The following is a 26,460-nucleotide window of genomic DNA, read 5'->3' on the forward strand; positions in this document are numbered from 1 at the left end:
CTACTTGTAGCTCTAGTCGCTAGAGGTTGTAGTTATGGTACCCGATCCCAGGCGGAGAGAAAGATGACAGCAAAGAATCAGGCTCGTTACAAGATCGGCGGAATGGATTGCGCAAGTTGCGCGGCAAAGATCGACACAGCAGTTCGACGCATTCCCGGCGTCCAGGATGTTTCCGTTTCTGTTGCTGCAGGCACGATGATGGTCAGCCATGATGGAACGTGCGACCTGCCAGTGATCGAAACGAAGGTTACCGGGCTTGGTTACTCGCTGCGCGCTCTTGGGCAGAAGTCGCCTCGACCAGCAGAGCTGCCGGATCACGGCCTTGATCATGAAGGTCACGACCATGGTCTCCCCGAGACGAAAGATCTTGCAGGATTGCATGAGCACGATCGCATGGACGGATTGTGGTGGAAGAGCGCCAAAGGACGGCTGACGATACTGGCAGGTATTGCACTGGCAGCAGCTTATGGGGTCGGGCACCTGGTTCCGGCCTACGACACCTATATCTTCGTAGCCGCCATGCTCGTCGGCTTGGTGCCGATCGCCCGCCGCGCCGTCATGGCGGCCTTGGCGGGTACGCCGTTTTCGATCGAGATGCTGATGACCATCGCTGCCCTTGGTGCCGTGGTCATCGATGCGTCGGAGGAAGCGGCGGCGGTGGTCTTCCTATTCCTCGTCGGGGAGCTTCTGGAAGGTGTCGCCGCCGGCAAAGCGCGCCAGAGTATTCAAAGCCTGACGGCACTGGTGCCGAAGACCGCGCTGCTGGAAATAAACGGCAAGACACGAGAAGTACCGGCAGAAGATCTTGGGATCGGATCGATCATCCTGGTGCGGCCAGGCGACCGCATCTCTGCGGACGGCATCATTGTCGCCGGCGAAAGCGCAATCAATGAAGCGCCGGTGACGGGCGAGAGCATATCGGTCGTAAAGACTGTCGGCGATGCGGTTTTCGCCGGCACGGTGAATGGAGACGCGGCCCTGCGGGTGCAAGTGACAGCGGCTTCCGCCGACAATACCATCGCCCGGATTGTGCGCCTGGTCGAGGAAGCGCAGGAAAGCAACGCACCGACCGAACGCTTCATCGACCGCTTTTCGCGCTATTATACGCCAGCCGTCGTGGTCGTCGCAGCGCTGGTCGCAGTGTTGCCGCCACTTATCACTGGTGAAGCCTGGGAAGGTTGGATCTACAAAGGGCTTGCCATTCTTCTGATCGGCTGCCCTTGTGCGTTGGTCATCTCAACGCCTGCTGCAATTGCTGCGTCACTGTCCTCCGGTGCCAGGCGCGGTCTGTTGATGAAAGGCGGTGCGGTCCTCGAAATGGTGGGCAAGGTCACAGCCATCGCGCTGGACAAAACCGGCACGTTGACCGCCGGTAAGCCTCGGGTAACCGATGTGATTGCCTTCGGGCGTAATGCCGATGAGGTGCTTCGCATCGCTGCCGCGCTCGAAACCGGGTCCAGTCATCCGCTGGCGATGGCCATTCTCGCCAAGGCTGCGGACGATGAAGTAGACATTCCTGCCGCGAGCGATGCGAGGGCGCTTGGCGGCGAGGGTATAACGGCGGTCGTCGAGGGCCAGGAGGCCTTCCTGGGTTCGCCGAAAGCAGCGGCCGATCGGGTTTCGCTGTCCATGGCGCATCGGCGGCAGATCGCCGGCCTTAATGATGAGGGTAAGACCGTATCCGTGTTGATCGCGGCCGGGGTGCTGGCCGGCGCGATCGCCATGCGCGACGAACCGCGGCCCGACGCGAAAGAGGGCTTGAAAGCGCTGACGAATGCCGGCGTCCGGACGGTCATGTTGACAGGCGATAACGCCCGTACCGCGAGCGCGATCGGCAAGGATCTCGGCCTCGAGGTGCATGCCGAGCTGATGCCTGAGGACAAGCAGCGGATCATTGCGGAATTGAAACGCAAGGGTTTTACAGTTGGCAAGGTGGGTGATGGTATCAACGATGCGCCGGCCTTGGCGGCGGCGGACGTCGGCATCGCCATGGGCGGGGGCACGGATGTGGCGCTCGAAACGGCCGACGCCGCGGTACTTCACGGCCGTGTACGCGACATTGCCGACATGATCGAGTTGTCGAAGCGCACGATGCGCAACATCCACCAGAACATTGCCATTGCTCTCGGCCTGAAGGCCGTCTTCCTTGTAACCACGGTTCTCGGTGTGACCGGGCTCTGGCCGGCAATTCTGGCGGATACCGGTGCCACTGTGCTTGTCACGCTCAATGCGCTGCGTCTGCTACGCGGTCGGTGAAAGGATGGCAAATGCCTCATAGGGTTTGAGTTCCACAACCGGACCAAGGTTGTCGATGGGGTGGTAATTTGTGATCAGGCATCGGCCGGTGGTCTTCAATTCATCCGGTATGGTCAAAGATACTTCCCGTGCGGTGAAGTTGGCGATGACGACCAGCCGCTCATGGTCGAGGCTGCGGGAATAGACAAAAACGTCCGGATGCTGATCCAGCCAGGACTGATAAAGCCCATAGACGATAACCGGATGTGCTTTCCTTAGGGCGATCAGCTGCCGGTAGTGGTTCCAGACCGAACGTTCGTCGGTCATGGCAGCTTCTGCATTGATCGTTGTATAATTGGGGTTGACCTCTATCCACGGCACGCCGGAGGAAAAGCCGCCATGGGGCGCAGCGCTCCATTGCATCGGCGTACGCGCATTGTCACGTGCGTTGTCATTGGCGCCTGTGATGAATTCCTCCGGCGACAGCCCGGCCTCGATGTGCAGGCGGTGCATGTTGAGGGTCTCGATATCCCGATATTGATCTATCTTGGTAAAGGGGACGTTGGTCATCCCGATTTCTTCGCCCTGATAGATGAAGGGTGTGCCCTTCAAGAGATGCAGCACGGTCGCCAGCATCTTGGCGGATTCGGACGGATAGCCGCGGGAGTCGCCATATTTGGAGACGGCGCGGGGCAGGTCGTGGTTTCCCCAGAAAAGGGAGTTCCATCCGTCTTCCGACAACGCATATTGCCATTTGCTGAGCACCGACTTCAGCTTCACGAGATCGAAGGGCTTGGAGCGCCACTTGCCGTAGACTTCGTCCCATTGCTGCGTGACATGCTCGAACTGGAAGACCATCGAAAGTTCGTTGCGATCGCGCCCGGTATAGAGCAAGGCCGAACCCGGCGTCGCGCTCCAGGCTTCGCCGACGGTAAGAATGTTGCGGCCACCGAAGGTTTCGCGGTTCATTTCCTGCAGATAGTCGTGCAGATGCGGCCCGTCCTTCACCAGTTCCTGGTCGACCTGCTTGCCGATATAGTCGATGACGTCCATGCGAAAGCCGGCAATGCCACGTTCGAGCCACCAGTTCATCATGTCGTAGATTTCTCGCCGGACCTTCGGGTTTTCCCAGTTGAGATCCGGCTGGCGACGGGAGAAGAGGTGGAGGTAATATTCCCCGGTTTGAGGATCGAGCGTCCAGGCCGGTCCGCCAAAGGAAGACATGAGGCCATTCGGAGGGGCGCCGTCGGGACCGGGTTTTCGCCAAATATAGAAGTCGCGATAGGGATTGCTGGGGGACTTGCGGGCTTCGAGAAACCAGGGATGTTCGTCGGACGTGTGGTTGACGACCAGATCCAGGACGATCCCGATACCGCGTTTCCTGGCCTCGGCTATCAGGCGATCGAAATCCGCCAGGGTGCCGAACTCGGGAGCAATGTCTCGGTAATCGGAAATATCATAGCCGTTGTCGTCCATTGGCGACTTGTAGATCGGTGAAAGCCAGATGACGTCGATGCCGAGATATTTTAGATAATCCAGCTTTGAGGTAATGCCCGGTAGATCGCCGATACCGTCTCCGTTGCTGTCGGCGAAGCTTCGCGGATAAATCTGATATACGGTGGCCGTGTGCCACCATTTGCGCTCCATAGGAGGCGATGTCGGTTGCTCGGCCATAGCCGCGGGCTGATGTGGGACCTGGTTCATATCGTCGTCTCTCCCTGCCTGCTCAAATCGCTCACTGGCGCAACGTCGCAAGCTCACCCGTGTTCCCCCAAAATTGGAACAGGCTGGCGGCTCGGGGGTTAGTCCAAGAGGTAACAAGTTAGAGGAGCACCCGATGAACAGTAGACTTCCACCCGTCCCGGAAGACAACCGCAGCCCGAAGGGTACCGGCGAACCTGCGACCTCGGGAACCGGCGATGAACGCACGACCAATCCGGGCGCGGCGAATTTCGAAAAGCAGGGGCAGCAGGGTAACACCAAGGTCAACACGACCCACCAGGGCTACCAGCAGGATCGATAAGGAGACTTGCGATGTCGACATCCGATAAGACCCCTGCCAGCATCCGTCAGGGTGGTCCCGGTGCTTCCCACGAAAATGCAAAGGCGCCGCTTGAAGTTAAAAAACCGCCTGCGGACGATGATCGTCGTTCCAAGAGCCGTGTTTCCGGCGGTGGCGGTGAGCGAGACAGCCATCACACCCACGATTCCGAAAAGAAGGGCGGCGGAACGCGACCCGCCCATTGAGCCGGGACAAACCGATCTGAAGGAACCCTTTTCGCTGCCGCGAGAAGGGTTCTTGCGTCGCTGTCTGATTTCGACTGGGCGTAAGAGCATTTAATGCCCCGTAAGCGCTCAGTGTTCGGCCTGGTTTCGCCTGCCTGTTAAAACGATAGGAGCCTCTTTCAGCATTCGGTAAGCCGAAGGCGCTAAATTAGCGTCACTAGAATTATGGCCGGCTACTTTGGAGGCTTGATTGGCGGGCAGTTCCCATTTGAGAGAAACCGACGAGCAGCTGCAGGATATGGATATTTTGCAGGCTCTGTTCGAAGGAGCCCATCAGCCGATTCTCATCAAAGATGACCAATCGCGCTTCTTGTATCTCAATAAAAAAGCCTGCGACATGATCGGCATGAAGCCGGAGCATCTCTTAGGCCGCACGGGGCATGAATTTCTGCAAAAATCGGATGCCGACCGAATACGGGCAATAGACGTTGAGGTGATGGCGACCGGCCAGGAAAGCCTGCTCGAAGAAGAAGTAACCGGTCGAGGCGGCGTCACTCGAATCCTGGTAACCCATAAACGTCGAGCACTCCTTCCTATTGGCGGGACGACAAAACCCGTGTTGATCGCGGTTATCTCCGACATCACCAAATTGCGCCGCGCCGAACAGGTTTTACGTGCGAGCGAAGAGCATTATCGTTCTTTTGTGGAGCTCCACCCACAGACCCCGTGGGTGGCGGACGCCTCGGGAGATGTGATCGAGGTCGGACCGAGTTGGCAGCATGCATCCGGGCTCGATTTACACGAAGCTCTCGGACGGGGTTGGGAAAAAACGATCCATCCGCAGGATCTTCCGCACGTCATCGAGCAATGGCAGGCAGCGGTGGAAAACGCCGCCCGCTTCGACATGGTCTATCGCATCGGGCCTGTAAAGGGTCGGTATCGCTGGTTTCGCAACCGCGCGGCACCCCGCCTGAACGAGGCTGGCGAGGTATGCAGGTGGTATGGTCTGCTGGAAGACGTTCATGACCGCCAGCTCGCCCTTAAAGCCTTACAATCAAGCGAGCAGAGGCTGCGCGAGCACCGCGATCGGCTGGAAAAAACCGTCGAGGAAAGGACTGTCGAAGTCCAGTTGAAGAATGTCGAACTGGACCGCCTTCTACAGCAGGAGAGGGCGATCAACGCCCTTCAGCGACGGTTCGTGGCGATGATTTCTCATGAGTTTCGCACGCCGCTTGCCGTTATCGACGGAGCAGCGCAGCGGCTGACCCGCACGAAGGGTGCCGTGACGCCGCAATTCCTTTCCGACAAGTGCGTGCAGATCAAGGGCGCGGTCGTGCGTATGGTCGAGCTGATGGAGAGTATTTTGGCCGCCGGCCGAATAGCCACCGGCACGATCGCAATCGATAAAAGGCCCTGCTCTCTTTCCGCAGTGATTGAGGAATGTATCGCGCACCGGTTGGAGATCAGCAAGGATCATAACATTCGCGCAGATCTCGCCGACCTGCCCGCCTTCCAGATGGTGGATGGTGTCGCGCTCGGTCGGGTCTTCACGAATTTGCTCTCCAACGCAGTGAAATATTCGCCCAACTCTCCCGAAATCGATGTGAGAGGTTGGCAGCAGGGGCAGCGCGTCCTGGTCACCATCAAGGACACCGGTATCGGAATAGATTCGGACGACGTGCCGAAGCTGTTCGAGCCCTATTTCCGGGCGCGCAGTGCAACCGGCATCGCCGGGACGGGGATTGGCCTCAATATTGTGAAGGAAATCATCGAGCTTCACGGCGGTTCGATCTCCGTCGAAAGCGAGCTTGGCCAAGGTACGACCTTTATTCTGGACCTGCCATTTGAAGAGGTCCTTGAGGCAAAGACAGCTTAGGAATGGAACAATGACCACGATCTTATGCATAGACGACGAGCATGATATCCGTCAGCTCCTGGTCGAGGAGATGGAGGATGCCGGTTTCTCGACCCTTCAGGCCGCCAATGGTCAGGAGGGGCTGGATCTTCTGGTCTCCAAATGGCCGGATCTCGTGATCTGCGATATCTCCATGCCGGTCATGAGCGGCCACGAACTTCTGGCCGAGATTCAGGTCAATTATCCTGACTTCGCCGACACCCCCTTCATCATGTTGACGGCTCTGACGGATCGGGAAAATGTTCTCTCCGGACTGCGGGGGGGCGCCGAAGCCTATCTGACGAAGCCGATCGATTTTGATCTGCTGATGGCGAAGGTGACGGGTTGCCTCACGCGAATCGAGAATAACCGAAAGGCCGGCCGGGGCTTTTAGGCCTTGGAGATGTCGAGCGGCGGCGAGGGTAGAAACTCGTCATGGCCGCCGCTGCGATTTTGCTCACGTGTCAGGTGCTTATCAGCCACAGATAGGCGGCAGCAGTCCAGGAGAACCCGAGGCCGCCGCAGCCTTCTCCTGTTACCGGGTCGAAATATTCAGCAAATCCTTCGGATTCGATCGCGGCGATAGTCGACCTTCGCAGGTCCTCGGCCGCGTCCGTATAACGGTTTCGCTTCAGCCCGTCGATCAGCAGCCAATTGATGATTGCCCAGGCCGGGCCACGCCAGTAGCGCTTCGGCTCCCAGCCCACGATGCCCGGTCTGGTGGTCGGAAAGGCGACCTTGAGACCTTCGGACCAGGCGCTCATCTCATTGACCAGAGCATCGGCAACCGGAGCTTCGAGGTCAAGCGCGAGCAGAGGAATAAACCCGGCTTGCGTAGCCGCTTCGATATCCTCGCCCGAGATGAGGTCGCGTGAGACGAAGCGGGAAAGCTTCGGCCGCCACTGGCGGATCAATGCTCTGCGGGTACGATCGTTGAGCGCGGCGATCGCATCCGCTTCCGCACTCCTGCCAAACAAGCGTGCAAGGTATTCGAGGTCCTCCCCCGCCTTCAAGAGGATCGCCGTGGTCTGGATTTCGGCGACCTTGAACGGCGCCTTCTGCCACTGCTTTGCTGGATTCCAGCGGCAGGCGGCATAGGTGTCGACGAGATGGATGAAGCGACTATAGTCCTCGTCACGCGGGCGCATTTCGGCATTCACGTGACCGGTGTCCCTGCGTACCACGGGCGTGTCAGTCGTGATTGGCACGCGGGCGAGCGCGATGTCCCAGGCGGGAGAATTGTCGCTACCGCTCTCCCAGGGGTGAAGCAACGCAACGAGGCCAGTGCCCTCCGGATCTCGCGCTGAATACCACCAGCGGTGCCATTTCAGGGCCGCTTCGTAGAGGGGGATGGTGCGGGATCTGGCTTGCGGGCCTGCTGCTTCGAAAACTTTGCGCAAGGCGATCGCGAAGACCGGCGGCTGAGTGATCCCAGAGGTCGGGATCATATGGCTCGTACGCCAGACATCCGGGCCAGGAAAATAGGTGTCACTCGGCTGGTGGAAGACGATATGCGGGATCATGCCGTCCGCCCACTGGCCCTCGACCAATCGTTCGAGTTCGCGATAAGCCCGCTCGGCGTCATAAAGTGCAAATCCCATGGCGACGAAGGCGGAATCCCAATTCCATTGGAAGGGGTAGAGCCGGTCCGTGGGAACCGTATAACCGCCGCGATCATTGGCGACGAGAATCCGCTTAGCCTCATTGATATGCATGTTCATGCCGGGTACTCCGAGATTTCTTAAGCCGTCAGTGCCGGATAGGCTTTGCCGCTCTCGGGCGAAAGCCAGGTAATGCGGTTGCGATCGAGTTTCAGACCGATCGTGTCGCCGCTTTTCACAGTCTCCGATGCGGGCAGGACGACGCGGACCGGCTGGTCGTGAATCGAGCCGGTGAGCAGCAGATGCGAGCCCATAGGCTCGGCAACGCGAACCTTCATCTCAAGACCGGTAGACAGCGGCGCCAGTTCGACAGCCTCACCGCGCATGCCGAGGATGACTTCGTACCCGGCGTCCTTCGGCGCTGAAATTTGCTCGCCGCCAGCCGCAACCTGGCCGTTTGAGACCGCAACCTTGATAAAGTTCATCGGCGGATTCCCGATGAAACCGCCGACGAAGCGTGTTGCTGGACGATTGTAGATCTCCACAGGACTGCCGATCTGTTCGACGACACCGCCATGCATTACCGCGATGCGGTCGGACAGGCCCATCGCCTCGGTCTGGTCGTGCGTGACGTAAACCGTCGTTGTGCCGGCCGCTTGCAGGACGGTTTTGAGTTCGGTGCGCATTTCCAGTCGCAACAGCGCATCGAGGTTTGAAAGCGGCTCGTCCATCAACAGGACCCTGGGCTCGACCGCAAGGGCGCGGGCGACGGCGACGCGTTGCCGTTGGCCGCCGGATAATTTGTTAGGATAGCGATCGAGATAGGGCTCGATATGGAGAAGGCCGGCAGCCTTCTCGACTTGCGCTTTTACACGGAGGTCATCGGCTTTCTGCATGCGCAGACCGAACGCTACGTTTTCATAGACGGTCATATGCGGGAAGACCGCGTAGTTCTGGAAGACCATGGCCAGACCGCGGTCTTTGGTAAGCAGGCCGATGATTGAGTTGTCGCCAATCCGTACGTCGCCGGAGGTTGCCGTTTCAAGTCCGGCGATAATGCGCAACAGCGTGGTCTTGCCGCAGCCGGAGGGACCGAGCAGCGACACAAACTCGCCGTCGTGGATCGTCAGCGAGACCTCTTTCAGGGCCTCGAAGGCGCCAAAGCTTTTCCGAATACGGTCGATCACAATATTGGCCATGGAGAGGTCCCGTTATTTGGAGGAAATGCCCCATATCGCGAAGAGGTAGCGCCTGACCGCGAATATGAAGACGACCGATGGGAGAATGAGCATGAGGCCGCCGGCGAAGCGATAATGCATCGGGCTCTCCGACAGAACCGTCAGCAGATAGGCCGTCAAGGTCCGGTTTCGGACCGTCAGCACAGAGGCGGCAAAGACTTCGTTCCAGGAGATGACGAAAGCGAAAACGGCAGTTGCCACGATGCCCGGAAGCGCCAACGGAGCCACGACCTTGAAGAAAGCCTGGATACGCGTGCATCCAAATACCCAGGCTGCCTCTTCCAGTTCCTTTGGGACGCCGAGAAAGATCCCTTGCGTGACGAGTGCTGCAAACGGCAATGCCAGCACGGTATGGATCAAGCCAACCCCGACCACCGTGTCGTAGAGGCCGAGCCTGATGAAGGAAACAGTCAGCGGCAGCGCCAGGATCGCCAGCGGAAAAGCGCGCGTGAGCAAGACCAGCAGGCGGTAACTGTCTTTTCCCAAGAAATTATAGCGCGCAAGTGCGTAGCCCGCCGGTGCCCCAAGCAGGATCGAGAGCGCAACCGTAATCCCCGCCGCTGCCAGTGAGTTTAGAAAGGACTGCACGACGCCTTCCGTCTTCAGGAACAGGACGAATGGGTCGATCGAGATACCGATCGGAAGGCCGGTCTTCGGCCATTGATAGACGCCCTGGCGTCCGCCAAGCGCCCCAAGGGCAACCAGATAGATCGGCACCAGAACCCAGGCGCAGAGTGCTGCTATGCCGCTCCAGAGGAGCCATCGGCGGGAAGAAATAAAACCTGCGGGTTTTGTCGAACTCATGGCAGGCGCTCCGGATCGACTTTGATTGCCTTGAGGTAAACGAGGGTTGCGGCGAGCGAGATGACCATGATTAACACCGCGTAGGCCGCTGCGACGCTGTAGTTCTGGTTCTGGTTCTGCCAGTTATAAGCCTCCCCCACCAGGACCGGGAAATTGCGCCCACCGAGCGCATAGACGACGGCGAAGACCTCGAAAGCGAGGACCGTCCGCAGGATCAGTGCCGATTGCAGCGCCGGCCGGATGAGCGGAAGCGTGATGCGCCAGAAGCGCGTCCAGGGTCCTGCACCGAAGATCTCGGCGGCTTCCCTGAATTCCTTCGGCACCTGGTTCAGCCCCGCGACGATGATGACCATGACGATTGCCGTGCCGCGCCAGATCTCGGCGACGGCAATGGCGAAGAAAAGTGCCACCGGTGTCTGGTAGGAAAGCCATCCTGTTTGCCGCTCGATAATCCCAAACCCGAAGAGCACGGAATTCAGGTAACCCGTGTTCTGCAGGATCGACAGCCAGACCAGGCCTGCCGCCAGGTCGGAAATACCGAGCGGAATCGTCCAGATCCAGAGGATGGTTTCACGTCCGCGCCCGACTTTCGCGACCATCGAACCCATCACCAGCGCGATAGCGATCTGGACCGGCACGACCATCAGGGTCAGCAGGAAGGTATTCCTGAGCGAGCGTGTGAAGTTGATGTCGTTCACCATGCGGTCGGCATTGGCTAGCGAAAGGGCGCCATTGTCCGACACCGCGAGCCATATTGTCTGCACCAGCGGCACGATGAAGAGCAACGCCAGAAAGGCGACGGACGGCAGGATCAGAAGATAGGGAATCCAGCGGCGATCATTGGTCATCAGCTCCCGCCTCCTAAAGCCATCGTTTCAGGGTGAGCGCCCGGGCATTTGCGCCCGGCCGCCAGTTCGGCCTTGAAAGGCATTATTGGACGGGGCAGGGACCGTCGCTTTTGGCATCTGGTGCCCAGCAGGGAGCCTTCGTGTCGGCCATCAGCTTGGTGAGCGTCGCGGCCTGGGCCTTCAAAACGTCGCCCACCGGCTCGTTGCGGAGGATGATGCGCTGGAACGCGTCCATGTAGACCTTGTTGAACTCGCCGCCCTTGTCGCCGAGCCCGACGGGAAGCAGCGAGATCAAGGCGTCCTTGGATGTCTGCGTGGCCGTCACCGCTCCGGCAAGCAGGGCCACGCCGGGATCAAGGTCTTCCGGCAGCTTGACGTTCAGTGTCGGAAAGAAGCCCACTCGTGAAGCAGTCAGGAGCTGCACATCGGGCGTCGTGAGATGCTCGATGACCTTTGTTGCCCCAGCCTTGTCCGGTGAGCCTTTGGGAATTGCAAGCCCCGCGACAACCGGCATATAACCCCGCCCCTTTGGCCCAGAGGGCGCCGGAAACACGACATAGTCATCAGGCGAAGCGGAAATGGCATTCTTCAGCCGCGCGATATGATCCCAGGCGACCATGACTTCGCCGGCAGCCAGCGGCTCCTGCATGAAGTCGTAGTTGGTCGAATTGGGGGTTACGAAGGCCCAGAGGGCCTTCAGTTTTTCCCAGCCGGCCGCCGCCTCGGCGCCCTGAAAGGTACGCACCACACCGCCGGTGAAGGACGGATAGAAATAACCCTGGAAGTAGCGGGCCATCAGGCCTTTTGGTCCTGCGGGAAAGCCAATCTGCGGCTGGCCAGTGGCCTCCTGCAGCTTCTTGCCCCACTCGATCAGCTGGTCGTAACTCAGCGCGTTTACGTCCGTGCCGGCCGGCAGATATTGAAGTGCTTCCTTGCGGGCAGCCATCACATAGGTCGCCTGCATCCACGGGATATATTGCTGGTTTGGTTTTCCAAGCTTGCCGAGATCAAGGACCGCCTGCGGCATGCCGCCAGCGGCAAGCTTTTTTGCCAGATCGTCGAGGGGCTCCAGTGCGTTCTTGTCGGCGAGCGGCGAAAGCTCTCCATGCAAGGCGCCGACGAGGCTCACGGTATGTTTCCCGGCCTGACGCTCTGCCTCCATTCGCACCGCAAATTGTGGCGGTTCTTCCACCACATAATCGACGTCGCCAACGTCTTGCAAAAGCTCCTCGCGAACGACGGTCGCCTCTTCGATCGGGCGAAGCTGGGTCGACACGAAAATCGTCTGGGCAAGCACCGGTGAGGCGAAAGCCAGCACGGTGGAAGCCAGAATTCCAAATGATACGATACGTTTCATATTCTCCTCCTCCAGTTTCTTTCTGTAAGCTGTGCTGCTGCTTATGCTGCAATCGGTGGGCGGCGGTGACTGTCGCGGTCGACAAACTCGATCGGGTGAAGTTCCTGGAGATCCTCTGCCGGTTCCCCGGCAATGGCGCGAAGCAGCAAGGAAGCGAAGCTCGCGCCGAGGTTCCCTCCAGTCATGCGCATGGTCGAGAGCGGTGGACTGGTAAAGGCGTCCATTGAAAGGTCGTCGTGACCGATGATAGCGATCTGACTTCCGCCCTCGACCTCACGGAGCGCACGGAGCGCGCCGATCGCCATCTCGTCGGTGGCGCAAATAAGCGCGGTGGGGCGGGAAGGCTGGCTCAGGAGCTTGAGTGCTGCAAGATATCCGCCTTGTTCTGTTGGCGGACCTTCGCAGCAAAGACTGGCCTGAAGGCCGACCTTCTGCATCGCCGCTTGCCAACCCATACGGCGCACATGCGCAAAATAATACTCCTGAGGCCCCGCGATATGGCCGATCCGTTGATGGCCGTCTGCGTGAAACCGCAGTGTCGCGGCATGGAAGCCCGCAAATCCGTCGCCATCGATATAGGGATGAGGCACTGGGCTTTCGGTGCGGCCGTTGGTGACGAAAGGAATGCCACGGGACTGCAGGAATTCCACGCGCTCGTCCTTACGCTTGGTGCGGACGAGCAACATGGCATCGACGCGCCGTCCGTCGACGAAACGGCGGCAAATTTCGAGTTCGCTTTCGCCGCGCGGAACGGGCGCGATGACCAGGTTGAGGCCGGCGGCAGCGAGATGTTCGGCACAGCCCGAGAGCATATCGAGGAAGTGAGGCGGGCCGATATGGCCGGGGTCGCTCGGAAGCGTAACCGCCACCAGTTCGGCGCGTTGCCGGCGAAGTCTGCGGGCAGAAGCATTTGGCCGATACCCCGCCTTTTCTGCAGCATCGCGGACGCGCTCACGGGTCGCGGCGGAAACATCCGCGTAACCGTCGAGTGCGCGGGAAACCGTGGTGATCGACAATCCGAGCGACTGCGCAAGCTGCTTTAGGTTGGCCAACTTCTCACTCCCAGAACGACCAAGACGATTCTCCAAAACGTTTTGGGAGTCAAGCCAAAACGTTTTGGATTGAGGGGAATGGTGCGGGGAAGATGATCGACGGACAGGGGGGCGGGAACAATAAGGAGAAAAATCGGCGCGGCGCCCATTCACCTGACCGACTCCGCCCGCTAAAACTCATCCTTCTGTTTTGCTAGATTGGATTTTCAGCCATGGCCGATAGCGTTACCGATCGTTTTCTCCGTTACGTCGTCATCGATACCCAGTCGGATGCCAAGTCGCCGACCCAGCCTTCCACCATGAAGCAGAAGGACCTCGGCAGATTGCTGGTTGAGGAACTGCTGGCGATCGGGGTGAGTGACGCGCATCTCGATGAGCACGGCTATGTCTACGGAACGATTCCGGCGACCACCACGAAGAACAATGTGCCCGTCGTCTGCTTCACCGCCCATATGGACACGGCACCCGATTTTTCCGGCACCGGTGTTAAGCCGCAGATTGTCAAAAACTATCAGGGCGGCGATATCCGGCTTGTCGGCGACCAAACCCAGGTCATCAGGGTTTCCGAACACTCGGTGCTGAAGGACCTGATCGGCCATGACATCGTCACGTCCGATGGTACGACGCTCCTGGGCGCCGACGACAAGGCCGGCATTGCCGAGATCATGTCGGCCGCCGAGTTCCTGATCAACAATCCCGACATTAAGCACGGCGCGATCCGTATCCTCTTTACAACCGACGAGGAGATCGGCCGCGGTGTCGACAAGGTGGACCTGGCGAAGCTCGGCGCCGATTTCGGCTATACGCTCGATGGCGAAACTGCCGGGACGATCGAAGACGAGACCTTTTCCGCCGATGCAGTCGAGATTGACATCAGGGGGGTCGCGATCCATCCGGGATTTGCCTATGGCAAGATGGAGAATGCCATCCGCATCGCCGGTGCGATCATCGACCGTTTGCCGAAGGACCTGGCGCCGGAGACCACCAGGGGCCGCGACGGCTTCATCCATCCGACGGGCATTTCCGGCGTGATGGAAAGGGCGAACTTGAGTTTCATCATTCGGGATTTCACGGAGCAAGGCCTCAAGACCAAGGAAGCGTTGCTCGAAAAGATCACCAGGGAGGTGCTGGCCGCTTATCCGGGCTCGAGCTTCACCTTTACGGTGAAGGAGCAGTATCGCAACATGAAAGCAGTGCTCGACAGGCATCCCGAGATCGTGGACTATGCGGTCGAAGCGATCCGCCGGGCCGGCATGGAGCCGGTTCGCGGCAGCATCCGCGGCGGCACGGACGGTTCGCGGCTCTCCTTCATGGGGCTTCCCTGCCCGAACATCTTCGCCGGCGGTCACGCCTTCCATTCGCCGCTCGAATTCGTCAGCAGCCAGGACATGGAAAAGGCGGTGAAGACCATCGTCGAGCTTGCCAAGCTCTGGGAGGAGCGGGCTTAAGACGCGGTGGACCGCTGACCTCGCCGCCTTGGTCGCGACTGAGAACAAGGCGATTGCAAAAGGGTTTGCGCTATGTGCCGCGAACGAGAACGGCATAGGGATTCCACGTATCGTTTAGCGCAGGTGAAAACCCGGGATTGCCGCATAGTCACATTCCGGCGATAAGAGGCGCAACACATGGCGGGGGCCAACGAGGACCGAGGCGAAAATCGCTTCGGTCCTCTTTTTTATTGATCGCCTGCATCCCGCGCCACGCCCGAAGCAAATATTGATCTGCCCCCGACATCAGGTTGCTGGGGCGCCGCGGCATGGCGTCCTCCCTGCTTATCTGGCATTGGGTATCTCGGCCGAGATGGAGGCCAGACCCAATCGCGAGAATGAAAAAGGCCGCTGTAATAAGGCGGCGGGTGGACAAATGCGCAGTCCGATCTAACTCACCGGGAGCCACTAAAGGCTTACGGAGGAGCATTCATGAATAGAAACGTGATAATCGGTATCGTTGCAGTCATAGTCATCATCATAGCCGTGATGATGTTCATGCCAGGATCCCAAGAGCCTGCCGGGACAGCTACCGCTCCAGCAACACCTCCAGCCTCGACGGGGACGACCCCGCCAGCAAGTCCAGCACCGGCTACGCCGGCTCCTTCGAATTAACGAGCCGACCAGGAGGCCGCCACATCTGGCGACCTCCTCGCCTCCAACATGGACTGAGAGTAAAGACGACGTACGAGCCAAGCGCCATGTGTGCCAGAACGGCTCCTTTATCGGCCCGTTAACCACGTTCCTTGCCGAAACGTTAGGTTTTCCCGCGTGTACTCGGTCTCGGGGGCACAGGAGAAACACCGATGCCTTATGGGTTGCTACTTGTCGCCGGGCTCGTCGCATGCGTGTTGAGCATTTCCGCACTCAATGACGACGCCAATGACGAGCCACTTGTCGGAGACATGCAAGTTGACTTGCCAGCGGGCCGCTGATGCGACGGCACGATGAGGAAACCCGCCGCGCAAGGCGACGGGTTCCCCAGTTTTCATGCGCCACTATGGGCGAAGCCGATGCAATGTGGCGCTGAGAGTGGGCTTCGCGTACTTGCAGCCTAAACACCGCAACTCCGGAGAGGGTTCCCCGTATGGGACTTCGGTCCGAAGGTCGCGGCCCATCGTAGGACTTTCGCCCTTAGCAACGGCCAACCCCGACGAACTTTTTCCTTGTCCCAAACCGGTTTAAGCTTTCGGCGAACACACCCGGCGGCGGGAATGGAAGGCCGTTGCGTGCCTTCATCCACCTTGAACCAGCCGCATTTCCGACCTAGCTTCCGACCATCCGCAACACCGACAGGATGGTCAACCATGGATATCAATCCGATCGCAATGCCGCTTCGCCTTGCAATCCGGAGGTCTGTCCATGCCTGCTTCCATCACTCTGTCCAATCTTTCGTGGTCCACGCCTGACGGTCGGCCGCTTTTCTCAAACCTGAACCTCAGCTTCGGAATAGAACAGGCCGGGCTTGTCGGTCGTAACGGCGTCGGCAAGACGACACTCCTGAAGCTTATCACGGGCGAGCTTTCGCCCGCTTCCGGCGCAGTGTCCATCTCCGGCACATTCGGCATGTTACATCAGAGCGTACAGGTCGGACCCCATGAGACGATCGCCGATCTGTTCGGCACACGTGCAGCACTCTGCCTCCTCGCCCGGGCCGAACACGGCGAGGCGACGGCAGACGAACTCGCCCGGGCCGACTGGATGCTGGAAGCGCGTATGGCGGAGGCCTTGGCGCGCGCCGGGTTGGACGCAAATGCGCAAACGCCGCTCCAGACCCTCTCGGGCGGCCAGCGCACCCGCGCCGGGCTTGCGGCGTTGATCTTCGCCAAACCGGATTTCCTCATCCTCGATGAACCGACCAACAATCTTGACCGTGACGGCAGGCGGGCTGTGATCGATTTTCTCTGCCAGTGGCGAGATGGGGCGATCATCGTCAGCCACGACCGCGAACTGCTCGAGACCGTCGATGCGATCTTCGAGCTGACGTGGCTCGGCGCCAATCGCTACGGCGGCAACTGGAGCCATTACCGGGAGCGGAAGACATTGGCGCTGGCGACCGCAGAACATGATCTTGCAGATGCCGAAAAGCGAATGGCAGAGGTCAACCGCACCGTTCAGGAAACGACGGAGCGCAAGGCGCGACGCGACAGCGTTGGAAAAAAGAAGGCGGCGAGGGGAGATATGCCGCGCATCGCGGCGGGCGGCCTAAAACGCAAGGCGGACAACACCAGCGGTGAGAATGCCCGGCTTGCCGAGCGCCGCCGGGGTCAGGCAATCCGGGATATTTCTTTGGCGCGGGAAAAAATCGAGATTCTCCAGCCGCTTCTGGTCACGTTTTCGCCGACTGGCCTGCCGGGGAACAAGACTGTGCTGAGGATGGAGAACGTCACCGCGGGTTACGCTCCGGACGTTCCGGTCCTGAGCAAACTCTCCTTCGAAATCATCGGGCCGGAGCGCATCGCCGTAACAGGCCCGAATGGATCGGGCAAGACCACGGTGTTGTCGCTCGTTACCGGCCGATTGCACCCGTTTTCGGGCACAATAAAGGTAATGGTGAAGACCGCCATGCTCGACCAACAGGTAAGCCTCCTGGATCCCACATCGACGATCCGAGACAATTTCAGGCGGCTCAATCCTAGCGCGGATGAAAACGCCCGCCGGGCGGCGCTGGCGCGCTTCATGTTTCGCGCCGACGCTGCCTTACAGGTTGTCGGCTCGTTGTCGGGTGGGCAGGTGCTGCGTGCAGGCCTTGCCTGCGTGCTCGGTGGATTGGAGCCGCCATCGCTGCTCGTCCTCGATGAGCCGACCAATCACCTTGACATCGATTCCATCGCTGCGGTGGAAGCCGGATTGCGCGTCTATGATGGCGCGCTTCTGGTGGTCAGCCATGATGAAATGTTTCTGAATGAGATCGGTGTTACCCGTCGGCTCGCACTCGGTATCGGGCCCTAGATTTCAGTGAAGCTGGCGGTCGTCACGAGATTGACGCCGGCCTCGGCGAACTGTGCATTGTAGCGGTTGATGATTGCCGATGCCGCCTCGTCCGGCTGGTCGAGCGTACTGTGCGCATCCGAAATGACCGTGACCCTGAAACCGTTTGATAGGGCGCCTTTCACCGTTGCCGCGACGCAAAAATCCGTCTGCGCTCCAAGCAACACCACTTCGGGCGCGTTCTGCTCCTCGATCCAGCGGCCGAGATCAGGATTGCTGAAGGCATCACCAACGCTTTTCGAGAAGGTCGGCTCGTCGTCGGCCTGGCCAAGCGCGGGCCAGACGGGCCAGCCGGGCTCGCCGGGCGCCAGGGGGTCGCCTGGAGGCCCATCATGGCGGATGAAAGCGATCCTTCGACCCTGCCGGCGAGCCCAGTCCAAGATGGCTCTCGCCCGTTCGACCAGACGGTCAGCCTCATTGAGAGGTGGATCGGCAACGCCGTCAAACATGCCAGTCTGAAGATCGATGACGATGATCGGAGCCTTTCCGGATTTCGGTTTGATCGGCATAGCAGTACCTTCGCAGCCTCATATCGGTTGATACTAGTTTGCCTGCAACGGGAGTTTCAAGAGCGAAGGCGTCGCTACGGTCCAAGGGCAGCGTCTCGAGACAACCGGTTAGCCGTTATTGAATGCCGCGTGACCTATCTCAGCAGGCCTTGCCCGCCATCGACGAAAATAGGTACGCCTGTGACATGCCGCGAACGGCTGGACGCCAGGAACAGGATGACTTCGGCCACGTCTTCGCTTTCTCCTGCCTTGCCGCCGGTTATCGGAATATCACCTTTCGGGAATTTGACCGGGACCGCCGTATCTTTTTCGCTGCGCACGGTCGTGTTATCATTGATGTTCGTATCGATTGCTCCCGGGCAGACCGCATTGACCCGAATTCCATGCTTGCCGAGTTCCAGGGCGAGTTGCTGCACCACGGCTACCTGTGCCGCCTTGGTCGCGACATAGGCCGTGGCGCCCGGTGTATTGAAGGTGCGATTGCCGTTGATCGAAGAGACGACGATCACAGAGCCGCCCTGTCTTTTCAGATACGGCACCGCGGTGTGGAACGTCAGATAGGTGCCGCGCAGGTTGATCGCGATCGTCTTGTCAAATTCTTGCGGTTTCAGGTCGTCGATCGGAGCCCAAACGCCGTTGATTCCCGCATTTGCGACTACAATATCGATGCGCCCAAAAGTCTTCGCCAGCCTGTCTACGGCTTCGCGCATCTGAGATTCGTCCGACACATCCGCTTCCAGGCTGACAGCCTCGCCGCCTGCATTTCTTATGTCATCGACGGTCCTGTCGATTTCTTCCTTCGTATGCCCAAGCACGCCGACTTTGGCGCCTTCAGCTGCAAGCTTGATCGCTGCCGCCTTGCCGATGCCCGAACCCGCGCCTGTCACCAGAGCCACTTCAGATCGAAATTCCATGAGCCCATCCTGTCGGTCAATGCCAGCGCGTGCTGCGCGGAAACGAACGAGGGAGGCGGCCCAAGGTTCCGCCGCTCAGCGTGGATATTGCTCATCAAGGATGCGCAGACCCTCGACAAATTTGGATATCTCTCCCCCCATTTGTTTTGCCTGAGCCAGATTATCGTTCAGATCAGCGCGCTTGACGGGCCGTGCAAGCGAGTTGGAGATGGAACGCCGGACAAATTCGAAATAGTCCTCGCCGTCGCGTTTGCTCAATGCATCCACTGCCGCGACGATCTGTTCAGGAAAACCCTCCTGGCGCAGGCGATCCAATGACCAGCCCGGTCCTTTCTCGACGACATCGTGCAGCCAAGCGACAAGCTTTTCGTCGCTTCCGTAAACTTGTTCGGCCACTCGTCGCACATGTTCGATGAACGGGCCCCCGGTCTTGGACGATTGTCCCTCATGTGCGTCAACGGCGATCGCGATCGCTCTTGCAAGCAAATCCCTCTGCGGCATGAAAAACCCCTTTGATGGAGTGCCAGCGAGGCGTCCCGCTACTCTCTGTCTCGATCTTGCTCGTATTGAGCGATCGGAAGCGCACGCAACCAATTTTCCCGACGCTTCACCCAAATTTCGTAGGTCGGTTCGAGATCGGAAGGCGCCATGTCGAGCGACCCTACACGGATCTCCACGGCGTCTCCGTCGCTCTCGTTAAAGACACGCGAACCGCAATCCGGACAGAAACCGCGGCCGCGGAAATATCGCACATCGCCCGAGCTTTTAAAGGCGTTCCGCGGCCAGAGGCCGAAGGTAACGAAGCTCGAGCCGCTTTCCTTGCGGCAGTCGACGCAGTGGCAAAGGCCGATGCGAAGAGGAGCGTCCCTCACGCTGTATGTCACCTTGCCGCAGAGGCAGCTGCCTGACCGGACTATCATCGGCTTCCTCCTTATCCGTTCGTCCGACGAATGCAGGTAGGGCGGGAACCCAATAATGGAAAGCCCGACGGACGCTTGTGCCGGCCATCAAAAAAAGGCCGGCTCACGCCGACCTTTTCGTCTATCAGTCAACACCTCAGCAATCCGACGACTGGCCGCTTGTATTGGCACCAGCCTCACCTGCCGTGACGTTGGTATTACCGGTCTTGTCCGGCATGTTCGAGGTGCTCTTCGTTTGCAGATTGGGCGCACAGTTGGTGCGCGTGCTGTGGGTGGTCATATCGTCGGTGGCTTGTGGCGCATGTGTCGCACCTGGGTTGACCTTATTCAAAGGATCACCAGGCTGGTCCTGCGCATTGCCGCCGCCGCTGCTTTGAGCAAAGGCGCTCGTCGCCAGTCCAAGTGACAGAAGAGATATCGAGATTATCTTGAGCATGGTCTTTCTCCGTTGGTCCCTACCCGCCACTGATGACGCTTAGCTAACTGACGAAAAAGTAAACCGTTCCATCCAGAAGTGGCACGAGTAGGCGGGACTGATGCAAGCGGCCGTGATCACAGGTCGGCAAGGTACGTGTTTTCCGCTCGCGAGCGAGCGTAGACCGAAGGGTCTATATCAGCAAAGATCAGTGCCTCGTCGGTGATCGATGCTCGCCCCAGCAGCTTGCCGTCCGGCGCGGCGATGGACGACAGGCCAGCGTAGGAAAAGAGCGGATCGGAGCCGCAATGATTGATGTAGGCCACGAAAACCTGGTTTTCGAAAGCGCGCACCTTAATCATGTGTTCGGTGATAAAATCCCCCGACGAACCGGCCGGCAGCGCCGTCGGTACAGCGACAAGATCGGCGCCCGCCTTGGCGAGACGACGCACGTTTTCGGGGAATTCCACGTCGTAGCAGATCAGGAACCCGATCCGGATGCCGCTGATATCCGCCAGAACCTCGCGTGGGTCTTCCTGACGGAACCATTTCCGTTCATAGGGCCCGTAGAGATTGCATTTGCGGTAGACCGCCGTCTGTCCCTTGCCGTCGGTAAAGAAGGCACTGTTGAAGGTGTTTTCAAACGCCTTCTCCGCAAAGCCCGCAAGGATGGCAATCCCATGCACGGCGGCAATCTCCGACAGTTTATCCGTCACCGGTCCGTGAGCGGGTGTGGCGAGTTCGGGAAAGGCTTCAGCGGCACCGTAACCTGTCAATGCCAGTTCCGGAGCGATAAGCAGCCTGGCATCTTCTTGTGCAGCTTTTGCCGCGGCACCTGCAATTTTGTCGAGGTTTGCCTCGATATCGCCGACGACCGGCTCCATCTGAAAGCCGGCGATTTTCATTTGTCCTCCGAGAGAGCACCGAGCAGTTTCGGTAGGTCACCGAACCGTGCCACCAGACCGAAAATGACCGCCGCAATGACCAGGAACAGCACCGTCACCGAAGCCATGGTCGGCGTATATCCATAGCGCAACGCGTTGAAAATCTTGATGGGCAGCGTTTCCATGGTGAAGCCGATCGTCATGTAGGCCACGATATATTCGTTGAGCGACAGCACGAAGGCGAAGGCGTAACCGGAGACGATATACGGCAGGATGAGCGGCAGAACGATGGTACGGAAAATCGTCCGATCGTCGGCGCCCATTGTCGCTGCCGCCTCGACCAGAGAGCGATCGATGGCTGAAAAGCCGAGGGACAGTGTCACAAGCGGCAGAGTGACGAAGAAAATCCCGTGACTGATGACCGCCGTCCAGGACTGACCATAAAAGCCGGTTGTCGCCCAGAAGGTAAGGAGACCAAGCGCCGTGATGACGGGTGGTAGCGTGAAGGGGGCGACCCCGAGAAGCTGGAAGATATTGGCCCAGGGCGCCAGGCGGCGCCACAGGAACCAGGCGAGCGGCAGGGCGATCAGCAGTGCCAGCAGGGCTGATGTGGCCGCCAGCGTCAGCGAGGCGACCAGGGCGTTGCGCCATTCTGGATTGGTGAAGATCTGGGCGTACCAGGAGAGCGAAAAGCCTTGAGGCGGGAAAGCAAGCGTCTGCCGCTGATTGATCGAAACGCCGGCAACGACGATCAGAGGCAAGGCCAAAAACAGACCGACGACGAAGAACAGCAGGCGGCGCAGCGCTGTCATTTCGCCTCCTTCTGCCGTCCGGCATAAACTGCAAGGCCGACCAGTGCGAGCGACACCAGCACCAGGAAAACTGCCATTGCGGCAGCGAACGGCATGTTCGACTGATAGATTGCCTGGTCTGTGATGAGAACCGAGAGTGTCCAATGTTGCGGCCGCCCCAAAAGTTGCGGCAGCAGATAGGAGCCAAGCGCGAAGATGAAGACCATGATCAGCGTTGCGAGGATGGTGTTGCGCAAGGCTGGCACAACAACGGTAAAAAAGGCCTTTGCCGGCGAAGCACCAAGCGTACGCGCAGCTTCCGAAAGCGTCGGATCAAGCCGGACCAGGGCTGGATAAAGGACGAGGACAGTGTAGGGGAACGCCTGGTAGGCCATGGCGGTCATCACCGCACCAAAGCTTGGCGTCAGGGCCTGGGCTTGGCTCATCAATCCCAGCCAGACGAAGAGATTGGTGATGCCGGCAGTGCGCGAAAAAAGCGTCGACCAGGCAAAACCGATCATCACCTCTGAAAGGGAAAGGATGGAGAGCAGCGCGACCAGCCAGGCGATCTGCGTCTTGCGTGAGGAGCGAGCGAGCAGATAGGTGAAGGGCACCCCGACGACGACGCAGGCAATGGCGACCGCGACGGCGAGAAACAGGGAAAAGCCGAGGACTTTGCCGAAGAAGAGGCTCAGGAACCTCGCATAGTTGTCTAGCACGAAGGCCGGCGTATAAAAGCCGCCTTGTTGGCGTTGGAAAAATGAAACGGCGATCATCGTGGCAAATGGCACCACGAAAAACAGGGTCAGCATGCCGGCCGGGAAGAACAGCGGCCCGTAATCGCCTAGGCGTTGCGGCGGTTCACGTCTCATTTGGCGAGCACCACGCTTGTCGCTGGATCGAGCTTGATGCCGACCGTCTGACCGACGTGAACCGCTGGCCGGTTTCGCGGCGAAGAAACCGCAATCACCTGCTGGCCGCCTGCCTCCACGAATGTCTCGATCGTGCCTCCGAGGTCGCGCACGAAGGTCACTGTCCCAGGAATCAAGCCATTGCCTGCGGGCGCCAGTTGAACGTCTTCGGGACGCACCGAAAGCAGACCCTTCTCCGGTCCGGTGAGCGGAGCCAGTCCTTCGATAGATGTTCCGAGCACGGCGGCGCGGCCGGTGCTGTCGGTTTCGAATGGCAGGAGGTTGGTCTGGCCGATGAAGTCCGCAACGAAGCTGTCGGCCGGGCGGCGGTAGATATCAACTGGCGCGGCCGCCTGCCGGATCTCGCCGCCGTTCATCACCACGACCGTGTCGGCCATTGTCATCGCTTCGCGCTGGTCGTGGGTGACGACGATGGTGGTGATGCCGAGCCGCTGCTGCAACTGGCGCAGTTCAACCTGCATCGCTTCCCGAAGCTTGGCGTCCAGCGCCGACAGCGGTTCGTCGAGCAGGAAAAGTTTTGGCGAGATCGCAAGCGCCCTGGCGATCGCGACGCGCTGGCGCTGGCCGCCCGAGAGTTTGTTGACCGAGCGGTCGGCGAAACCCGGCAGATGGATCATCGCCAGAAGTTCGTCGACGCGCTTCTTCTGCGCGTCCTTGTCCGCGCCCCGGATGCGCAGCGAATAAGCGATATTTTCGCCGACCGTCAGATGGGGGAAGAGCGCCAATGACTGGAAGACCATGCCGAGATCGCGCCTATGGGTAGGCACCTGGGTGATGTCGGCGCCGCTGAGCCTGATTGAGCCGCCGGTCGGCAAATCCAGGCCGGCGATCATCCGCATCAGCGTGGTCTTGCCGCAGCCCGAGGGGCCGAGAAGGCAGACGAAGCTGCCGTCCGCCACCGCGAGGCTCACGTCGTTGACTGCGGTGAAAGTGCCGAATTGCTTCGTCACATGCTCAAGGATCAATCCGGACATTTTGCTCTCGTCAATCGGCTCGGCGAGTGGTGGGGGACCCTCCCCTCAAGGGGGAGGGATTAAGCGGCTGCGGCCGATGTTAGCCGTTCCCGAACCTGAGCGTAACCCTCGTCACAGAAGACAAGCGGTTCCCGTCAGCCCGCGATCATCTCGGTCCACTTCTGGTTCAGGAAGTCGGACTTGGTCTGATACAGATCGTAGCGCGGGACGATTGGCTCGATTTCGGAAGATACGGCGGCGAATTCTTCCGCGGTTAGATCGAGCAGGTCGCGCTTAATGGTCGGAGCAGTGCCGACCTTGCGCGACAAGATCGCCTGGATGGCCGGCTGGCACATGTAGTTGATGAAAGTGTGAGCTTCTTCCGTTTTCTTGGATGCGCGTGAGAGTGCCCAGCAGCCGGAATCCTGGATGCCACCTTCCTTCGGGAAGGTGGAGCGCACCGGATTGCCATCCGCGGCGGCAAGACCGGTGACATCGTGGTAGTACTGCCCCATCGGGATTTCGCCGGATTTCAGCGCCTGTTCGAACTGCGCCTCATCGCGATACCACAGGCGCACATTCGGCTTCAGCTCGGCGAGCTTCTCAAGCGCCTTGACAATGCCTTCCTCGGTGTCAAGCGCCTTGGTGCCGCCCATGAAGGTCTTGGCAGTCACTTCGAGAAGGAAGGAGTTGGACACCAGGGCGAGCAGACCGAGCTTGTCTTCCTTGTCCTTTTCCCACATTGCGGCCCAGGATGTCGGTGCCTCCTTGAACACGTCGGTGTTCGACACGAGCGTGATGTACCAGGAGACTGCACCGATGCCTGCGACCTTGCCGTCGGGATATTTGTTGACGAAACGGTCGATCAGGTTTTTCGCATTTGGAATTTTGGCGAGGTCAAGTGGTGCCCAGAGATTGGTGGACTGGCCCTTCAGCATCGAGACCTGCGACATCATCGAGACGTCGGCAGGTGCGGCACCGGCTTTGGCGGCCTGCTCGAGCTGCACCAGCCAAGCCTCGCCGGTCGGTTCCGCGACGGATTCGACAGCAATGCCGCTGGCCTTTGTAAAGTCGGCAAAAATGTTCTTGTCGAAAGAGTCCTTGAAGTAGCCGCCGTATACGCCGACCTTCAGGCTCTTGTCCTGAGCGCGCAGCACGGCCGGCATGGCCAGCATGGAAGCACCGGCGATCCCTCCGCCGAGCACGGCACGGCGGCCGATCTTGTTGTTGAAGATATCGGACATGATGTCTCTCCTTTGTTTGCCGGACGGTTCTTGGCCTGGACCGGCTTGTTCCCACTCTTCTATCGAACTTTAAATCAGCTTCGGCCCTTCACGGAAGGGCTGAACACCATCAGGCTCAGGATTTCGAACAGCATCTGCGCGCCAGCATGCGCCGTATTGTGAGTGGCGTCATATTGTGGCGCGACCTCGACGACATCACCGCCGACAATGTTGATGCCTTTCAGGCCGCGGATCAATTCGAGCGCTTCGCGGGTGGTGAGGCCACCGATTTCAGGCGTGCCCGTACCGGGTGCAAAACTCGGGTCGAGGCTATCGATGTCGAAGGAAACATAGGTCGGACCGTCGCCCACGATCGCCTTGGCTTTCTCGACGATCGCCTGAATACGGAGGCCGGTCACTTCTTCCGCGTGGATCACTGTCATGCCCGACTCATAGGAGAATTCCCACAGATATTCGGCCGCCCCGCGGATACCGATCTGTATCGTGCGCGTCGGGTCAAGTACGCCATCCAGTACGGCGTTGCGGAAGGGACCGCCGTGGTGGAACTTCGTTTCGTCGAAGAGGCCGCTCGTATCGCAATGGGCATCGATATGGATGAGCCCGACGGGAGCCCTCTTGCCGACTGCCTTCAAGATCGGATGAGTGATCGAGTGATCGCCGCCGACCGACAGCGGCAGCACGCCGGCATCAACGATCTGATTGATCCGCTTCTCGATGTCGTCGTGGCTCATTTCCAACCGGTAGCGGCTGCGGAAAGGCACGTCGCCAATATCGGCGACCTTCAGTTCATGCGCCGGTGCGCATTCCAGGACGTGGTTATAGGGGCCGACCCGCTCGATCGTGCGTAACGCCCGCGGCCCGAAGCGTGAGCCTGGCCGGTTGGTGACGCCGAGGTCCATCGGCATGCCGATCATGGCCACCTGCAGATCACCGAAATCCGGGTTTTGTGCATCAACCGGCAGGTAGGGAGCGTCAAGCAGCGTCGGTATTCCGGCATAGGGAGCAACGCGCGTACCCGCCTTGTTGAAGATCTTCTCGCCGACCTTCCTGAATTTTGCATCGAAGATCTCGCCGCCGTGGCTGTTGAGATATTTGGCTCGCAATTCCTCGAGCTTCTTGCCGTCGAAAGCCATGCATGCCTCGCCTTTTTTTCTGCCGCGTCGGG

Annotated in this window: 25 protein-coding genes; 7 read left to right on the forward strand and 18 right to left on the reverse strand. The window is 59.5% G+C overall.

What is annotated here, in order from left to right; genetic code table 11:
• Positions 1 to 63 precede the first annotated feature (63 nt).
• Positions 64 to 2,256, forward strand: coding sequence for a heavy metal translocating P-type ATPase (locus C5L12_RS05450; RefSeq protein ID WP_105370996.1), 2,193 nt, complete (start codon positions 64 to 66; stop codon positions 2,254 to 2,256).
• On the opposite strand, the gene C5L12_RS05455 is transcribed toward C5L12_RS05450, so the two are convergent.
• The gene (locus C5L12_RS05455; RefSeq protein WP_280952512.1) at positions 2,242 to 3,939 is read right to left on the reverse strand and encodes a glycoside hydrolase family 13 protein; all 1,698 of its coding nucleotides are present in this window, start codon (positions 3,937 to 3,939) and stop codon (positions 2,242 to 2,244) included. The genes C5L12_RS05450 and C5L12_RS05455 overlap by 15 nt on opposite strands.
• Positions 3,940 to 4,072: 133 nt before the next feature.
• On the opposite strand from C5L12_RS05455, the gene C5L12_RS05460 reads away from it, so the two are divergent.
• From C5L12_RS05460 to C5L12_RS05475, 4 genes are all read left to right on the forward strand, one after another.
• Positions 4,073 to 4,258 (forward strand): hypothetical protein, encoded by a 186-nt coding sequence (locus C5L12_RS05460; protein WP_105370997.1) that lies wholly within the window; start codon positions 4,073 to 4,075, stop codon positions 4,256 to 4,258.
• An 11-nt stretch (positions 4,259 to 4,269) separates the two neighbouring features.
• Entirely contained in the window at positions 4,270 to 4,482 is a 213-nt protein-coding gene (locus C5L12_RS05465; protein WP_105370998.1) for a hypothetical protein, read from the forward strand.
• A gap of 229 nt (positions 4,483 to 4,711) precedes the next feature.
• On the forward strand, positions 4,712 to 6,337 hold the full coding sequence (locus C5L12_RS05470; protein ID WP_105370999.1) for a sensor histidine kinase: 1,626 nt from the start codon (positions 4,712 to 4,714) through the stop codon (positions 6,335 to 6,337).
• Positions 6,338 to 6,347: 10 nt separating this feature from the next.
• A complete protein-coding gene (locus tag C5L12_RS05475; protein ID WP_105371000.1) occupies positions 6,348 to 6,749 on the forward strand; it encodes a response regulator in 402 nt (133 codons plus the stop codon).
• A 70-nt stretch (positions 6,750 to 6,819) separates the two neighbouring features.
• Here the strand turns inward: C5L12_RS05475 and C5L12_RS05480 are convergent, their stop codons facing one another.
• The 6 genes from C5L12_RS05480 to C5L12_RS05505 all read right to left on the reverse strand — a co-directional run bounded on the left by C5L12_RS05480 (position 6,820) and on the right by C5L12_RS05505 (position 13,255).
• Positions 6,820 to 8,076 carry an MGH1-like glycoside hydrolase domain-containing protein gene (locus C5L12_RS05480; RefSeq protein ID WP_105371001.1) on the reverse strand — a complete coding sequence of 419 codons (1,257 nt, stop codon included), beginning with the start codon at positions 8,074 to 8,076 and terminating at the stop codon, positions 6,820 to 6,822.
• 20 nt (positions 8,077 to 8,096) lie between these two features.
• On the reverse strand, positions 8,097 to 9,155 hold the full coding sequence (locus C5L12_RS05485; RefSeq protein ID WP_105371002.1) for an ABC transporter ATP-binding protein: 1,059 nt from the start codon (positions 9,153 to 9,155) through the stop codon (positions 8,097 to 8,099).
• Between the two features lie 12 nt (positions 9,156 to 9,167).
• Entirely contained in the window at positions 9,168 to 9,998 is an 831-nt protein-coding gene (locus C5L12_RS05490; RefSeq protein WP_105371003.1) for a carbohydrate ABC transporter permease, read from the reverse strand.
• Positions 9,995 to 10,846 (reverse strand): carbohydrate ABC transporter permease, encoded by an 852-nt coding sequence (locus C5L12_RS05495; RefSeq protein WP_105371004.1) that lies wholly within the window; start codon positions 10,844 to 10,846, stop codon positions 9,995 to 9,997. The genes C5L12_RS05490 and C5L12_RS05495 overlap by 4 nt, the downstream gene beginning before the upstream one ends.
• 82 nt (positions 10,847 to 10,928) lie before the next feature.
• Positions 10,929 to 12,203 (reverse strand): ABC transporter substrate-binding protein, encoded by a 1,275-nt coding sequence (locus tag C5L12_RS05500; RefSeq protein ID WP_105371005.1) that lies wholly within the window; start codon positions 12,201 to 12,203, stop codon positions 10,929 to 10,931.
• A gap of 41 nt (positions 12,204 to 12,244) precedes the next feature.
• Positions 12,245 to 13,255, reverse strand: coding sequence for a LacI family DNA-binding transcriptional regulator (locus C5L12_RS05505; RefSeq protein WP_105371006.1), 1,011 nt, complete (start codon positions 13,253 to 13,255; stop codon positions 12,245 to 12,247).
• Positions 13,256 to 13,467: 212 nt separating this feature from the next.
• Here C5L12_RS05505 and pepT point away from each other — a divergent pair, with 212 nt between their 5' ends.
• Both pepT and C5L12_RS05520 read left to right on the forward strand, forming a co-directional pair.
• A complete protein-coding gene (gene pepT, locus C5L12_RS05510) occupies positions 13,468 to 14,703 on the forward strand; it encodes a peptidase T (protein WP_105371007.1) in 1,236 nt (411 codons plus the stop codon).
• A 1,401-nt stretch (positions 14,704 to 16,104) separates the two neighbouring features.
• Entirely contained in the window at positions 16,105 to 17,694 is a 1,590-nt protein-coding gene (locus C5L12_RS05520; RefSeq protein ID WP_105371009.1) for an ABC-F family ATP-binding cassette domain-containing protein, read from the forward strand.
• Here the strand turns inward: C5L12_RS05520 and C5L12_RS05525 are convergent.
• The 11 genes from C5L12_RS05525 to speB all read right to left on the reverse strand — a co-directional run bounded on the left by C5L12_RS05525 (position 17,691) and on the right by speB (position 26,428).
• A complete protein-coding gene (locus tag C5L12_RS05525; protein WP_105371010.1) occupies positions 17,691 to 18,242 on the reverse strand; it encodes an isochorismatase family protein in 552 nt (183 codons plus the stop codon). The genes C5L12_RS05520 and C5L12_RS05525 overlap by 4 nt on opposite strands.
• 134 nt (positions 18,243 to 18,376) lie before the next feature.
• Entirely contained in the window at positions 18,377 to 19,156 is a 780-nt protein-coding gene (locus C5L12_RS05530; RefSeq protein WP_105371011.1) for an SDR family oxidoreductase, read from the reverse strand.
• 75 nt (positions 19,157 to 19,231) lie between these two features.
• A complete protein-coding gene (locus C5L12_RS05535; protein WP_105371012.1) occupies positions 19,232 to 19,657 on the reverse strand; it encodes an HD domain-containing protein in 426 nt (141 codons plus the stop codon).
• A 38-nt stretch (positions 19,658 to 19,695) separates the two neighbouring features.
• A complete protein-coding gene (locus tag C5L12_RS05540) occupies positions 19,696 to 20,076 on the reverse strand; it encodes a GFA family protein (protein ID WP_105371013.1) in 381 nt (126 codons plus the stop codon).
• A 136-nt stretch (positions 20,077 to 20,212) separates the two neighbouring features.
• Positions 20,213 to 20,512, reverse strand: a complete 300-nt coding sequence (locus tag C5L12_RS05545; protein WP_105371014.1) for a hypothetical protein — start codon at positions 20,510 to 20,512, stop codon at positions 20,213 to 20,215.
• A gap of 116 nt (positions 20,513 to 20,628) precedes the next feature.
• Positions 20,629 to 21,396 carry a carbon-nitrogen hydrolase family protein gene (locus C5L12_RS05550; protein ID WP_105371015.1) on the reverse strand — a complete coding sequence of 256 codons (768 nt, stop codon included), beginning with the start codon at positions 21,394 to 21,396 and terminating at the stop codon, positions 20,629 to 20,631.
• On the reverse strand, positions 21,393 to 22,187 hold the full coding sequence (locus C5L12_RS05555) for an ABC transporter permease (RefSeq protein ID WP_105371016.1): 795 nt from the start codon (positions 22,185 to 22,187) through the stop codon (positions 21,393 to 21,395). Before C5L12_RS05555 ends, C5L12_RS05550 begins: the two co-directional genes overlap by 4 nt.
• Positions 22,184 to 23,038: an ABC transporter permease gene (locus C5L12_RS05560; protein ID WP_105371017.1), complete on the reverse strand. Its 855-nt coding sequence runs from the start codon at positions 23,036 to 23,038 to the stop codon at positions 22,184 to 22,186. Before C5L12_RS05560 ends, C5L12_RS05555 begins: the two co-directional genes overlap by 4 nt.
• The gene (locus C5L12_RS05565) at positions 23,035 to 24,072 is read right to left on the reverse strand and encodes an ABC transporter ATP-binding protein (protein WP_105371018.1); all 1,038 of its coding nucleotides are present in this window, start codon (positions 24,070 to 24,072) and stop codon (positions 23,035 to 23,037) included. The genes C5L12_RS05560 and C5L12_RS05565 overlap by 4 nt, the downstream gene beginning before the upstream one ends.
• Before the next feature lie 134 nt (positions 24,073 to 24,206).
• On the reverse strand, positions 24,207 to 25,295 hold the full coding sequence (locus C5L12_RS05570; RefSeq protein ID WP_105371019.1) for an ABC transporter substrate-binding protein: 1,089 nt from the start codon (positions 25,293 to 25,295) through the stop codon (positions 24,207 to 24,209).
• A gap of 74 nt (positions 25,296 to 25,369) precedes the next feature.
• Complete coding sequence (speB, locus tag C5L12_RS05575) at positions 25,370 to 26,428, reverse strand: agmatinase (RefSeq protein ID WP_105371020.1); 1,059 nt, start codon at positions 26,426 to 26,428, stop codon at positions 25,370 to 25,372.
• Positions 26,429 to 26,460: the final 32 nt, after the last annotated feature.

It is taken from the genome of Neorhizobium huautlense, assembly GCF_002968575.1.
Classification (GTDB): Bacteria; Pseudomonadota; Alphaproteobacteria; order Rhizobiales; family Rhizobiaceae; genus Neorhizobium; species Neorhizobium huautlense.

Bases quoted from the DNA above. Each gene is read 5' to 3' on its own strand.
- C5L12_RS05565 (WP_105371018.1), bottom strand. From the start codon at position 24,072: ATGTCCGGATTGATCCTTGAGCATGTGACGAAGCAATTCGGCACTTTC.
- C5L12_RS05520 (WP_105371009.1), top strand. From the start codon at position 16,105: ATGCCTGCTTCCATCACTCTGTCCAATCTTTCGTGGTCCACGCCTGAC.
- C5L12_RS05550 (WP_105371015.1), bottom strand. From the start codon at position 21,396: ATGAAAATCGCCGGCTTTCAGATGGAGCCGGTCGTCGGCGATATCGAG.
- pepT (WP_105371007.1), top strand. From the start codon at position 13,468: ATGGCCGATAGCGTTACCGATCGTTTTCTCCGTTACGTCGTCATCGAT.
- C5L12_RS05545 (WP_105371014.1), bottom strand. From the start codon at position 20,512: ATGCTCAAGATAATCTCGATATCTCTTCTGTCACTTGGACTGGCGACG.
- C5L12_RS05485 (WP_105371002.1), bottom strand. From the start codon at position 9,155: ATGGCCAATATTGTGATCGACCGTATTCGGAAAAGCTTTGGCGCCTTC.
- C5L12_RS05540 (WP_105371013.1), bottom strand. From the start codon at position 20,076: ATGATAGTCCGGTCAGGCAGCTGCCTCTGCGGCAAGGTGACATACAGC.
- C5L12_RS05475 (WP_105371000.1), top strand. From the start codon at position 6,348: ATGACCACGATCTTATGCATAGACGACGAGCATGATATCCGTCAGCTC.
- C5L12_RS05560 (WP_105371017.1), bottom strand. From the start codon at position 23,038: ATGAGACGTGAACCGCCGCAACGCCTAGGCGATTACGGGCCGCTGTTC.
- C5L12_RS05465 (WP_105370998.1), top strand. From the start codon at position 4,270: ATGTCGACATCCGATAAGACCCCTGCCAGCATCCGTCAGGGTGGTCCC.
- C5L12_RS05455 (WP_280952512.1), bottom strand. From the start codon at position 3,939: ATGAACCAGGTCCCACATCAGCCCGCGGCTATGGCCGAGCAACCGACA.
- C5L12_RS05495 (WP_105371004.1), bottom strand. From the start codon at position 10,846: ATGACCAATGATCGCCGCTGGATTCCCTATCTTCTGATCCTGCCGTCC.
- C5L12_RS05570 (WP_105371019.1), bottom strand. From the start codon at position 25,295: ATGTCCGATATCTTCAACAACAAGATCGGCCGCCGTGCCGTGCTCGGC.
- C5L12_RS05480 (WP_105371001.1), bottom strand. From the start codon at position 8,076: ATGAACATGCATATCAATGAGGCTAAGCGGATTCTCGTCGCCAATGAT.
- C5L12_RS05555 (WP_105371016.1), bottom strand. From the start codon at position 22,187: ATGACAGCGCTGCGCCGCCTGCTGTTCTTCGTCGTCGGTCTGTTTTTG.
- speB (WP_105371020.1), bottom strand. From the start codon at position 26,428: ATGGCTTTCGACGGCAAGAAGCTCGAGGAATTGCGAGCCAAATATCTC.
- C5L12_RS05535 (WP_105371012.1), bottom strand. From the start codon at position 19,657: ATGCCGCAGAGGGATTTGCTTGCAAGAGCGATCGCGATCGCCGTTGAC.
- C5L12_RS05530 (WP_105371011.1), bottom strand. From the start codon at position 19,156: ATGGAATTTCGATCTGAAGTGGCTCTGGTGACAGGCGCGGGTTCGGGC.
- C5L12_RS05450 (WP_105370996.1), top strand. From the start codon at position 64: ATGACAGCAAAGAATCAGGCTCGTTACAAGATCGGCGGAATGGATTGC.
- C5L12_RS05460 (WP_105370997.1), top strand. From the start codon at position 4,073: ATGAACAGTAGACTTCCACCCGTCCCGGAAGACAACCGCAGCCCGAAG.
- C5L12_RS05500 (WP_105371005.1), bottom strand. From the start codon at position 12,203: ATGAAACGTATCGTATCATTTGGAATTCTGGCTTCCACCGTGCTGGCT.
- C5L12_RS05490 (WP_105371003.1), bottom strand. From the start codon at position 9,998: ATGAGTTCGACAAAACCCGCAGGTTTTATTTCTTCCCGCCGATGGCTC.
- C5L12_RS05525 (WP_105371010.1), bottom strand. From the start codon at position 18,242: ATGCCGATCAAACCGAAATCCGGAAAGGCTCCGATCATCGTCATCGAT.